At 42.6% G+C, this 12,992-nt stretch carries 10 protein-coding genes; 3 read left to right on the top strand and 7 right to left on the bottom strand.

Annotated features, from left to right (window positions below; all coding sequences use genetic code 11):
• Window positions 1–46: 46 nt before the first annotated feature.
• The gene (queA, locus tag AACS90_RS16235) at window positions 47–1,159 is read right to left on the bottom strand and encodes a tRNA preQ1(34) S-adenosylmethionine ribosyltransferase-isomerase QueA (RefSeq protein ID WP_099120761.1); all 1,113 of its coding nucleotides are present in this window, start codon (window positions 1,157–1,159) and stop codon (window positions 47–49) included.
• A 105-nt stretch (window positions 1,160–1,264) separates the two neighbouring features.
• On the opposite strand from queA, the gene AACS90_RS16230 reads away from it, so the two are divergent.
• From AACS90_RS16230 to ggt, 3 genes are all read left to right on the top strand, one after another.
• On the top strand, window positions 1,265–1,888 hold the full coding sequence (locus tag AACS90_RS16230; RefSeq protein ID WP_099120827.1) for an acyl carrier protein phosphodiesterase: 624 nt from the start codon (window positions 1,265–1,267) through the stop codon (window positions 1,886–1,888).
• A gap of 155 nt (window positions 1,889–2,043) precedes the next feature.
• Window positions 2,044–2,646 (top strand): peroxiredoxin C, encoded by a 603-nt coding sequence (locus AACS90_RS16225; protein ID WP_099108735.1) that lies wholly within the window; start codon window positions 2,044–2,046, stop codon window positions 2,644–2,646.
• Window positions 2,647–2,981: 335 nt separating this feature from the next.
• The gene (gene ggt / locus AACS90_RS16220) at window positions 2,982–4,745 is read left to right on the top strand and encodes a gamma-glutamyltransferase (protein ID WP_099120759.1); all 1,764 of its coding nucleotides are present in this window, start codon (window positions 2,982–2,984) and stop codon (window positions 4,743–4,745) included.
• 104 nt (window positions 4,746–4,849) lie between these two features.
• Here ggt and AACS90_RS16215 read toward each other — a convergent pair whose 3' ends face one another.
• The 6 genes from AACS90_RS16215 to phoB form a co-directional block, all read right to left on the bottom strand.
• Window positions 4,850–6,169 carry a sodium-dependent transporter gene (locus tag AACS90_RS16215; RefSeq protein WP_099120757.1) on the bottom strand — a complete coding sequence of 440 codons (1,320 nt, stop codon included), beginning with the start codon at window positions 6,167–6,169 and terminating at the stop codon, window positions 4,850–4,852.
• On the bottom strand, window positions 6,166–6,372 hold the full coding sequence (locus AACS90_RS16210) for a branched-chain amino acid transport system II carrier protein (protein ID WP_099120755.1): 207 nt from the start codon (window positions 6,370–6,372) through the stop codon (window positions 6,166–6,168). The genes AACS90_RS16215 and AACS90_RS16210 overlap by 4 nt, the downstream gene beginning before the upstream one ends.
• Before the next feature lie 884 nt (window positions 6,373–7,256).
• A complete protein-coding gene (gene brnQ, locus AACS90_RS16205) occupies window positions 7,257–8,582 on the bottom strand; it encodes a branched-chain amino acid transport system II carrier protein (RefSeq protein ID WP_099120826.1) in 1,326 nt (441 codons plus the stop codon).
• Between the two features lie 559 nt (window positions 8,583–9,141).
• The gene (brnQ, locus tag AACS90_RS16200; protein WP_099120753.1) at window positions 9,142–10,482 is read right to left on the bottom strand and encodes a branched-chain amino acid transport system II carrier protein; all 1,341 of its coding nucleotides are present in this window, start codon (window positions 10,480–10,482) and stop codon (window positions 9,142–9,144) included.
• A gap of 389 nt (window positions 10,483–10,871) precedes the next feature.
• Window positions 10,872–12,173 carry a phosphate regulon sensor histidine kinase PhoR gene (phoR, locus tag AACS90_RS16195; RefSeq protein WP_099120752.1) on the bottom strand — a complete coding sequence of 434 codons (1,302 nt, stop codon included), beginning with the start codon at window positions 12,171–12,173 and terminating at the stop codon, window positions 10,872–10,874.
• Between the two features lie 100 nt (window positions 12,174–12,273).
• Window positions 12,274–12,963, bottom strand: a complete 690-nt coding sequence (gene phoB / locus AACS90_RS16190; protein WP_099120750.1) for a phosphate regulon transcriptional regulator PhoB — start codon at window positions 12,961–12,963, stop codon at window positions 12,274–12,276.
• Between the last annotated feature and the right edge of the window lie 29 nt (window positions 12,964–12,992).

Genomic DNA, 12,992 nt, shown 5'->3' with positions numbered 1-12,992 from the left:
CATTTAACCCGCAATTTTCTGCGGGTTAATCATTCCCTCAATCCATCTATTCAGCTTGATCAATATCAGTGGCAACCTCTACCATCTCTTTTGCAGCTATTGAGTTGCGATTAATAAACATCGCATCACCATAACTAAAGAAGCGATACTTTTCAGTCACTGCTTCCTTATAAGCGCTCATGGTATTTTTATAACCCGCAAATGCAGAAACCAGCATGATCAGAGTGGATTCCGGCAAATGGAAATTGGTAATCAGAGTGTCAACAACCTGATATTCAAAGCCCGGATAGATAAAAATTTGGGTATCATCAAAAAATGGCGCAATCAGCCCATCCTGACAGGCTCGGGCCGCACTCTCCAGCGAGCGGACGGAGGTTGTCCCCACTGCCACAACTTTATTGCCACGGGCCTTACATGCCAGAACTGCATCAACAACATTCTGCGGTACTTCTGCATATTCAGCATGCATTATATGGTCTTCGATGGTATCTACACGTACTGGCTGAAAAGTTCCCGCCCCGACATGCAGAGTAACAAACGCCATTTCGACACCTTTTTCACGTAAGGCAACCAAAAGCGGCTCATCAAAGTGCAATCCGGCAGTCGGTGCAGCAACGGCGCCCGGACGCTCATTGTATACCGTCTGGTATAATTCCTTATCTGATTCTTCATCAGGACGGGCAATATAAGGCGGCAATGGCATATGACCGATTTCATCCAGAATGGTCAATACATCACGCTCATCATCGAAACGAATCTCAAATAAAGCATCGTGGCGGGCCAGCATGGTAGCCTTAACGATCTGATTGTCATCAGGCGCTTTATCTTCGCCGAGGATCAGTTCAGCGCCCTCTTTTGGAGCCTTGGATGCACGAACATGAGCGAGTACTCGCTTACCATCCAACATCCTTTCGACCAAAACTTCTAATTTGCCACCTGTTGCCTTACGGCCAAACAGGCGGGCAGGAATAACCCGGGTGTTATTGAAAACCAGCAGATCACCTGCTTCCAGTTTATTCAGCACATCAGTAAAAATACCGTGAGTCAGCTCCCCCGTTTCCCCATCAAGGGAAAGCAAGCGGCAGCCACTGCGCTGTGGTTGGGGATAATGAGCAATTAACTCTTCTGGCAGTTCAAATGTAAAATCAGCGACACGCATTTTATCTGTATCATTCAAAAAAACAGGCGGACTAGTCTAGTGCTGCACGGGCAATGGTGCAAGAAAGAAGCATATTAGTTTAACTATTTGCGTTATACTCTCACCATGAATTTTCTCGCACACCTCCATTTAGCTACATTATCTGAAAGCTCTCTGCTGGGTAATTTAATGGCGGATTTTGTCCGTGGAGCCCCGGAAGGCCGGTTCGCCCCTGATGTTGTCTCAGGCATTCGTCTTCATCGCAGGATAGACAGCCTGACAGACAGCCATCCGCTGGTCATCGAAGCCCGGACTCTATTTCGTAGCGAATATCGGCGCGTAGCCCCTATAACCCTTGATATTATCTGGGATCATTTCCTGTCCAAGCACTGGAACAAACTCGAAAAAAATTACTCCTTGCCTGAGTTTGTGCAGCTAGCGCGCAATCAAATAGAGCCTCACCTCAGTGTTACCCCTGAAAAATTTCAGGAACTGAATCAATATCTCTGGTCACAAAATCTGCTTATTCGTTACGCTGACCTGACATGTATTGCCAATGTGCTACAGGGTATGGCACGGAGACGCCCTAAATTATCCGCTCTGGCAGGTTCTTATCAGGATATAGAAGAGCATTACTCTGATTTTGAAACACTATTCTGGCAATTTTACCCGCAAATGATGGATCTTGTGATGAACCACAGCCAGCCCGGACAGGAAATTTCGCCAGAACCTTGCACTTTTTCCAAATAGCTTTATCTTATGGTAGGCTAAAAGGAATTAAAAATAGGTTATTGATAGGTAAAAACTATTATATCAATTGGTAATTTATCCTTTATTGCTATCACTTAATTCCTTATGCTGTAACCCGTTTCCACAAACACCTACAGAATTTTTAGGAGTCAATTATGGTTTTAGTAACCCGCCAAGCCCCTGATTTTACAGCTTCTGCAGTTCTCGGTAACGGCGAAATCGTTAATAACTTCAACCTGAAAAATCACCTGAATGGTCGTCCAGCTGTTATCTTCTTCTGGCCAATGGATTTCACTTTCGTTTGTCCTTCTGAGCTGATTGCTTTCGACCATCGTTATGAAGAATTCCAAAAACGTGGTTTTGAAGTTATTGGCGTTTCTTTCGACTCTGAGTTCGTTCACAACGCATGGCGTAAAACTCCAATCAGCGAAGGCGGCATTGGCGAAGTTAAATACCCAATGGTTGCTGACATCAAACGTGACATCATGAAAGCATACGGCATTGAGCATCCAGAAGCGGGTGTTGCTCTGCGTGGTTCTTTCCTGATCGATAAAAACGGCGTTGTTCGTCATCAGGTTGTTAACGATCTGCCACTGGGCCGTAACATTGACGAAATGCTGCGTATGGTTGACGCGCTGCAATTCCACGAAGAACACGGCGAAGTTTGCCCTGCACAGTGGGCAAAAGGTCAGGAAGGTATGGGCGCTTCTCCTGAAGGCGTAGCAAAATACCTGACTAAAAATGCTGATAAACTGTAATCTTCGTCAGTATTCAATCCTTTAATAGCATCACATTGTTAATGGATTTTATAAACCAGCCGCATTGTCGGCTGGTTTTTTCTTATCCATTATCTTTCAGGCTACCTCTTTATTAGTTGCAATCACACAGTTTGTTTACTTACCGCCGCGAAATAACTTCAGATTTGAAGTATGCAAATGAAGATTCATTCTGAAATATTCCGAATTATTGACTAACACATAGAAAATCATCTTTCAAAAATCCTGAGCTTCCGATAATGTTACATTACAAATAATTAACATAACCTTATAACCTTTTGGGTTTTCCCCTACAGCCCAAAAATCAGGAGGAAAATATGTCCAAAACATGGAAAATTCCGTTCATCGTCGCCTCACTATTCGTCTCATCCTCTCTTTACGCAGCCACTGGACTTGCAGTTGAAGCCAAGCAGGGCATGGTTGTCAGTGCGCAACATCTGGCATCACAGGTGGGGGTTGATATTCTCAAAATGGGCGGTAACGCTATTGATGCCGCTGTTGCTGTAGGCTATGCAGAAGCAGTCGTCAACCCCTGCTGCGGTAATATTGGTGGTGGTGGTTTCATGACCATTCATCTGGCAGATGGTACAGATAAATTTATTAATTTCCGTGAAACAGCACCTGCAGCAGCCAGTGCCGATATGTATCTGGACAAAGACGGCAATGTTATCAAAGGGGCCAGCCTGTATGGATACTACGCTGCTGGTGTGCCGGGAACAGTTATGGGGCTGGATACTGCGCTGCAAAAATACGGTACATTAACCCGCGAGCAAGTAATGGCTCCGGCCATTAAGCTGGCGCGTGAAGGTTATACCCTGACCCGTGGTGATACCGATATTATGGATACCACAGTCAAACGTTTTGCTCAGGATCCGGAAGCTGCCCGAATTTTTCTGCGTAAAGATGGTACTCCATTCCAGCCCGGAGACAAATTAATTCAGACTGATTTAGCCAACACACTGGAAATGATTGCCAAACAAGGGCCAGATGTTTTCTATCATGGCAAAATTCCTCAAATCATTGAAGAAACCTCAAAGAAATCAGGCGGGATTATCACAGCAGCTGATTTTGCCAATTATACTATTACCGAAACAACGCCAGTTACCTGTAGCTATCGCGGATATAAATTTATCTCTGCGCCTCCACCCAGTTCCGGCGGGGTCACACTGTGTGAAATACTGAACATTGTTGAAGGCTATGATCTGAAATCGATGGGGTTCAACTCAGCCGCCTATATTCACACCCTGACTGAAGCCATGCGCCATGCTTACATAGATAGAAACACTTACCTCGGTGATCCTGCATTTATTAAAAACCCGCTTGAACGCTTGTTAAGCAAAAGTTATGCAGAATCTATCCGTAAAGAGATCCAGCCAAACAAAGCGACACCATCCAAATTGGTGCAACCGGGTATTGGTCCGCATGAAAAACCGGAAACAACGCATTATTCTGTGGTAGATAAAGATGGTAACGCGGTATCAACAACTTATACCATTAATGGACGCTTTGGCGCTGTCGTTATTGCACCGGGAACCGGCTTTTTCCTCAATGATGAAATGGATGATTTCACCACGAAAATTGGCGCGAAGAACATGTATGGTCTAGTTCAGGGAGCAACCAATTCCATTGCCCCCGGTAAGCGCCCACTATCATCAATGAGCCCGACATTAGTGACCAAAGATAATAAAATCTTTCTGGTTTTAGGTTCTCCGGGTGGTTCAAGAATTATCTCCATTACTTTACAGGCCGCGCTGAACATCATTGACTTTGATATGCCGCCACAAGAAGCTGTGAACAGCCCGCGGATTCATCACCAATGGCTGCCAGATGAAGTCTATTATGAGCAGCGTGGTCTTTCGAAAGATACCTTAAATCTGCTGGAAAAAATGGGTTATAAAATGGTGGAGCAGACTCCATGGGGTGCAACTGAATTAATCATGATAGGTTTACCGGGTGCAGCCGGAGTTTCTCCGATCAACTCATCAGGCAATGACTCTGCTGTTTCAGGCAAGGTTCGCGAAGGATATATCTATGGCGCTAATGATGTACGGCGACCAGCCGGTGCAGCCATCGGTTATTAAGAACAATACCTTCAGCTAAAAACACAGTTAAAAAATAAGGGTAGGCATTCAAATGCCCACCCTTATTTATTTTAGCTATTTTTCAAAGCCACTCAGATAGTGTGTTAGCTAGGCATAAGGCCGTGTACTAAAATCACCCCAATGCATAATGGCCCGACATATCTCCATATAAACAGTAAACACTGGCGGCTCCGCGATGGCATATTCTCAGGTATTAAAGCATTAGCCTTATGTGACCAGCCAAATACAAGGCAAATGATAATCCCGAACAATGGCATCAAAACATTGGAAGTAATGAAATCCAGCATGTCAAAGATGGTTTTTCCACCTAATGTAACGTGACTTAGCGGGCCAAAAGATAAGGAAACAGGGATCCCCATTAACATAATCGATGCCGTGACGACTAAGCTTGCTTTACGGCGCTGCCATTTAAAACGACTCTGAACATAAGCAACAATGTGCTCAAGTAATGAAATTGCTGAGGTCAGTGCAGCCATCAGTAATAACAAAAAGAACGTGACTGCTAATATTGAACCACCGGGCAGACTCGCAAAATAAATTGGCATTGTCATGAACGTTAACCCGGGACCTGCATTGGGTTGTAAACCCGCCGCAGCCAAAGCAGGAAAAATCATCAGACCAGCCAATACACAAACCAAACAGGAGAGGATTACAACCCAGATACTCGACCTACAAATACCTTTATTACTCGGTAAGTAGGAACTATAAGTAATGTGAATACCCAAACCGATAGAAAGTGAAAAGAATGCCAACCCTAATGCATCTAAAACACCTTTTCCGGTCAAATTATTGAAGTCTGGGTATAAAAATAATTTTAGACCTTCTGATGATCCGGGTAAGCGGATACCGACAATAATCAGCATTATCATGATCAGGAATAACATTGGCATCATGACCTTAACTGCTTTTTCCAAACCTTTTTGCACACCAGATAGCACGACGTAACAAGTTAGCCCTGAAAATGCCAGATGTGCAACTATCGGCCACCAAGGATCACTAATGAAATTGGTGAAAATAGATGATAGCTGAGAGGTATCTGTAATATTTAACTGGCCTGTGCCCGCCATCACTGTATAACCGATGGTCCAGCCACCAACTACACTGTAGAAACTATAGATACACCATGAACTCAGTACACCTATAAAGCCAACCCATCCCCAGTGTTTACCGAGTAATTTTTTAAACGCATTAACAGCCACTTCACTTGTACTACTGCCCAGTATGTTTTCAGCTAACAGGACAGCTAATCCAATCACAAAACTAAACAATAAAAATACAATCAGAAATGCACCACCACCATTTGTGGCTGAAACATAAGAGAATTTCCAAATGGCACCAATGCCAACGGCAGATCCTGTTGCTGCTAATATATGTCCCAAACGGGAAGTCCATTGTTGACTCATGCTAACCCCCGAACAGATACGGTGCCAGCACATGTATCCAGTTCCACAGCAGTCAGCAAAAGAGCCGCATCAGCGTTCCAAACATGCTCACCTGCCTGCAGGTTAACCATAGACGGGGAAATCGTATATTCTGCCCCGTGAGATGGGGCAAAGGTCATAAAACCGAATGCCCAAATATCTTTAGATGATAAACAGTATGTCATAATAATTGTTAACTTATTGTTTTAAATACAATTACAGATAAGATAGTAACCAATGCAGTTAATTGAGTTCCACTCGCGAAACTGGATCCTGACCCAACAATCAGTGGTAGCATCATATTCACTAATCCCCGCAAGCTACAAAATGATAATGATAAAAACAGCCACAATCGCCAATAACTACCTATCGATAAGGTGCCACTTATCCAAGCAACGTTTAAGTGTCTCCATTATCTCGTCGATATTATTGTGTAATGAGCCTGTTAGTATCTCATTTATGCTCTGAATCATCTTGACCCAGAATAGATATGACGGAGCAGCGGATTATCGTAGATAATGCCACGATATACTGTTGGGTGCTACGTTTAGTGTTTTCACTCAATCTAATGAACCTCACGCTCATTGCCATCAATTAAAGTAGTGCAAACTCCACCACGTTCAGCATACCTAATGTCGGAAGTCATCAGAAGAAAGCATCGCAATCTGGTAAAATAACTACCTATATATTACTTAAATACCTAAATATATATAATTTTTCGTTAATACCCAAAAGATGATATTTATGCTCACATTAATATTAAAGAATATTGACTCAATAAATATAATCTGAGCACACGTATAAATGTACCGGTATAGTTACTCTGATTGAACAAGCTAATCGCTCTATAAAACCCACTCAAACCACCTTAACTAACACGCTATTAATGCGATATTGGGGACTTATAATATCGCTTATCAAGTGATATCAAAATTATATTTACTATTCAATAATGCAATTCTTTTTAAAAATATAATCAATAACCCATAAAGGTAAAAAGCGGCACTAATTTGTGCCGCTTATCGTTTCTAGAAATAAAATTAACGAATAATAATCGCTTTTATTTCTGCTATACCTCATGCTTTGGGATTTTTCTTTCAGCCACAATAAGGTCATAAATAGCAAATATACCCACCGACGACAAAGTCGGAATTAGCCAAGCCAGTCCTTGGTCAGCCAGAGGGAGGTGTGTCGCCCATTCTGGCAAAAAATGAACAAGGTAATTTGAAGCCTTAGCTGCATCCAGTACCCCAAACATCAGACTCACCAGCATAGCCGGAGCCAGTATCCAGGAGAAGTTATTCCACAAACCACGGGTGAAGCTCAATAGTACCAACACAATACAAGGTGGATAAATTGCTGTAAGTACCGGAATTGAAAAAGTAATCAGATGACTCAACCCCAGATTGGAAACCAGCATGGAGAAAAAAGCCAATAATAAAACCAGTGTACGATACGACAATGGCAGATAACGGCTAAAGAACTCGGCACAGGAGCAAGTTAAGCCAATTGCAGTCGTCATACAGGCCATAAAGATCAGTACTGCAAGGAGAAAACTGCCATAGTTGCCAAAAGTATTCTGGACATAAGCGTGTAAGATCACAGCACCATTCTCAGCATTAGGTACTAATGCACCGCTACCTTCACCCAATTTGAAAAAAGAGAGGTAAGCCAGCGTAAGAAAAAGCCCTGCGATTAAGCCTGCATATACGGTGTAGCGAGTCAGTAATGCAGAAGACTCTACTCCTCTGGAACGCACAGTATTAACAATCACAATACCAAAAACCATTGCCCCCAGAGTATCCATAGTCAGGTAACCGTTCACAAAACCATTTGAGAATGGCATTTCCTGATAAGCTTCTGTCGCCGGAATCGGATTACCCGCCGGCCACAATATAGCTGCAATTCCCAGAATAACTAATGCAGACATCTTAATAGGCGCTAGTATACGCCCAACATTATCCAATAATTTACCGGGATAAAGTGATATCAGAATCATCAACAGGAAATAGATGACGCTGTAAATGAAAAGGGGAAGTTTTCCGCCTCCTGTTATTGGCGCAATACCGACTTCAAAAGAAACCGTTGCCGTTCTCGGTGTTGCAAACAGTGGGCCAACCGCCAGATAACAGACAGTAGCCAGTACCAAACCCGCCGTTTTCCCCATAGGAGAACTCAGCGCTTCAATACCGCCACCGACTTTAGCCAGAGCAATAACAGTGATAACAGGCAGGCCAACAGCGGTCAGCAAAAAGCCAGCAGCTGCAATCCAAACATTCTCTCCGGCCTGTAAGCCAACCATAGGCGGAAAGATAATATTCCCCGCCCCGACGAATAAGGCAAAGGTCATAAAACCTAATGCCAAAATATCTTTAGATGATAAACGATGTGCCATAGTGATTGATAATATATTATTGTTTAAAATTACATATGAAATGATAAGTGCTATAAACGCGGTTACGGAATGTAAATAAAACAACCGCTGTAAGCACCGAATTTTTCATTGGTAAACTGAATTTTTACTTTAATTCTGAAAAGAGCTTATGCTCAGTGATAAGCACATGCTACCCAATCAGAGTAACAACCAGAATCGCCAACAAACAAGTATAAGTAAAGCGTTTATATCGCAAAAAGGCAAGTAGCAAACCAAAAAGCAGAATAATATTCCAAATTAAATTTCAAACATGGTGGTTACTCTTATCTATAATTGAATGCTTAATATATGATTTTCATTTTCCCATTATTTTTTACTAATAAGTCTGAATTTAAAAAAACACTTTCTAATAATGATTAAATTCATCAGAGTTTTTTTCATTATGAATAAAATTCGGTTTTATATTTACTGATAGGCACAATTATTTTAGTGAAAAAATGAACAACAAAAACACCACAGCATAAATCCATGCTGTGGTGTTTCATTTTCTTATTACTACAAAAACATCAAAATATAATAATCAGCTTTGTCCCTGCTGGATTTCATGCTTTGGGAGTTTGGCTCCTCCCGCAATGCGATCATAAAGAGCAAATACAGCCACTGACAGCAGAGTTGGTATTAACCATGCCAGACCTTTATCTGCCAAAGGCAGATGAGCGGCCCACTCTGGCAGCATATGTGACAGGTAATGAGATGATTTAATGGCATCCAAAATCCCAAATATCAGGCTTACCAGCATTGCAGGAGCCAGAATACGGGTAAAATTATGCCACCAGCGGTTAGTAAAACTCAGCAATATCAGCGCAATACAAGGGGGATAAATTGCCGTAAGTACCGGAATTGAAAACGTAATCAGATGACTCAGCCCCAGATTAGAAACCAACATGGAAAAGAGCCCCAAAAGTAAGACCAGAGTGCGATAAGAAAGTGACAGATAACGGCTGAAAAATTCAGCACAGGCACAAGTTAGGCCAATTGCAGTTACCATACAAGCAATAAAGATCAGTATCGCAAGGAAGAAACTGCCATAGTTACCAAAAACATTCTGAACATAGGCATGCAAAATAGCCGCACCATTATCAGCCGTAGGTACTAAATCGCCACTACCCTCTCCCAGCTTGAACAAAGAAAGGTAAACCAGAGTCAGACAAAATCCTGCAATCAAACCTGCCCACATCGTATAACGCGTCAGTAATGAAGAAGATTTTACCCCTCTAGAGCGTGCAGCATTGACAATAACAATACCAAATACCATCGCCGCCAGAGTATCCATTGTCAGATAGCCATTCACAAAGCCATTTGAAAACGGAATCTCCTGATAAGTCTCAATGGCAGGAATAGGATGCCCTGCAGGCCATAATACAGCAGCCCCTCCGAGAATCACCAATGCCGCTATTTTGATTGGTGCCAGCACATGCCCGACGCTATCCAGTAATTTGCCCGGATATAGCGAAACAAAAATCACCAGCAAAAAATAAATGACACTATAAATAAAAAGTGGAAGGTCACCTGAACCTGTTAACGGAGCAATACCCACTTCAAAAGAAACTGTTGCTGTCCTCGGCGTTGCGAATAACGGACCAACAGCCAAATAGCAGATCGTTGCCAGTATTAAACCGGCTGTTTTACCAATAGGTGAACTCAGCGCTTCAATACCGCCACCGACTTTCGCCAGGGCAATAACAGTAATAACAGGCAAACCTACAGCCGTAAGCAAAAAACCAGCAGCAGCGACCCAAACATGTTCACCCGCCTGTAAGCCAACCATAGGTGGGAAAATGATATTTCCCGCACCAACAAACAGGGCAAAGGTCATAAAGCCTAATGCCCAAATATCTTTAGATGATAAACGATGTGTCATAATGATTGTTACATTATTGTTGCTAAAAGAATTGCATATACAATAGGAAATATTGCAAGCACTTGAATTTTCACTGGCGAAACTGGATCCTGATGAAACAGTCAGTGATAAGTATCATATTTACTGATACTTGTAAGATACAAAATGATAGTGGTAATAACAGGTAGAATCGCCAACAACTGCCCACAAGTAAAACTTTTATAGCGTTAAAAGGCAAGTAACAAACCGAAAAGCAGAGCAATATTTCAAACTAATTTCAAAATTAGTGATTATTATCATCTATCATTGATTACACCCTATATGATTTGCACTTTTTTTGCCCACATTGGCTAATAAATCATTTTTTTGCCTGTATTATTACCATTTAATTTTATTAACCTTATGATTTTTTAATCAGTTTCTGTATCAGGAGCAATAAACTGCTGAGGTAATAAAAAGCTGAATACAGAACCTTTCCCTACCGTACTTGTAATATCAAGATGAGTATTATAGTAGTGTAAGGCATGTTTCACGATCGCCAGCCCCAACCCGCTTCCACCCGCACTTCTTGAACGTGAACGTTCAACGCGATAGAAACGCTCTGTCAGGCGCGGTAAATGCTCAGGGCTGATCCCGGGGCCATTATCCTCAACTTTAAACAACGCTCCATGAACTGTTCTCAACCAACTAACCTCTATGCCGGTTCCTTTTTCTGTGTGGTTAATAGCGTTATGAATAAGATTCGACATTGCGCTTCTGAGCTGCTCTTCATTTCCGAGCACATGTAATGTGTTATCGACATTAAAGACAATATCGTACTGTTTATCTGCCAATGTCTGTACTTCCTGCTCTAATAAAACCAGCATAGCCGGAACATCGACCATATTGTGCACATCAACCTTTGAGCCGCTCTCAATTCTGGAAAGATGTAGTAACTGACTGACCAGACAATCCATTCTCCGCACCTGTTCCTGCATAGTACTCACTACTTTCTGATTTGCTTTCCCGCTGAGCTCCTGATCCTGCATCATTTCCAGATAACCCTGTAGCACTGTTAACGGTGTCTTCAGTTCATGGCTGGCATTTGCGAAAAAATCACGGCGAGAGTTTTCTAGTCGTCTTTTTTGCGTGATGTCACGGGCAATCATCAGTAATTGGCTTTCCGAGTAAGGCATCAACTGAAATTCCACGATATGACCATTATTTAATTCAAGAGAGAGAGGAGAAGTAAAATCACCCGCTATCATATAACGGATGAAATCAGGGTAGCGAAGAAGATTGAAAATAGACTGTCGATTATCTTCTGGCCAGCGAAACCCTAATAAATGTTGAGCCAGACGGTTACACCAAAAAATATTCCCTTCCACTGTCATCATTACCAAGGCATCCGGCAATGATTCGGCACCACTGCGGAACCGTTTGATTAATAATGCCAGTTCCCTGCGCCGCTTGCGATTACGTTGCTGTAACTGGTAAATACCATAGAAAACCGGCTCCCATCCTCCCCTGCCTGCCGGGGGCAACATACTGCGATCAAGCCAGAGCCAGTCAGATAACTTCAGTAAGTTATAGCCGTGCCATACTAATGCCAGAAGTAATGCAATAACCAGCAACCAAGCCAGTTGGCCCACAAAGAAAGACAAAATCACTGCGGGCAGACAGAAAATAAATAACCCCAGTACCAGCTTTTTCCAGGATAATCTCTCAAGCACTTAACTCTCTCCAGTACAGGTTTGTTGTTTTTTAAGTTGCCTCATTATTGGCTTCCCAAACTGAATTTATGTAGGTGGCTCAAGCACCCGACCGGAAAGATTAATAACGGGTAGAAAAGCGATAACCTGTGCCACGAACAGTCTGCACCATTTTATCGTGGCCACCCATTTCCAGCGCCTTACGCAGGCGACGAATATGTACATCTACCGTGCGATCCTCTACATAAACATTCGCCCCCCATACATAGTTGAGCAACTGCTCGCGACTATAAACACGCTCCGGGTGCGTCATGAAAAAATGAAGAAGTTTGAATTCGGTTGGTCCCATATCAACACTTTGCCCCTGACTGGAAACACGATGGGATATAGAATCCAGCATCAGTCCTTCTATATTGATAATATCTTCTGCTGCCATAGGGGAGATACGACGCAATACAGCTTTAACTCGGGCAATTAACTCTCTGGGGGAAAATGGCTTGGTAATATAATCATCGGCACCAACATCAAACCCACGCACTCGATCTTCCTCTTCCCCTCGTGCGGTTACCATCATGACAGGAATATCTTTGGTGGTGTTATTACGCTTCATTTGTTTGATAATTTGTATTCCTGAACCACCGGGTAACATCCAGTCCAACAGGACTAAATCAGGATAAGGCTCAGACAAACACCCTATGGCAGTGTCATAATCTTCTGCTTCAACAGGCTCATATCCGTTCTGCTCCAGAACAAAACAGACCATTTCACGAATTGGGGCTTCATCTTCAACAACCAAAATACGTCTAACCATGGTTAATCCTGTCAGTATGATTGAAGTCA

The organism is Xenorhabdus sp. KK7.4, from assembly GCF_963876465.1.
Lineage (GTDB): Bacteria > Pseudomonadota > Gammaproteobacteria > Enterobacterales > Enterobacteriaceae > Xenorhabdus > Xenorhabdus stockiae.
This window is presented reverse-complemented; position numbering and strand designations above follow the sequence as displayed.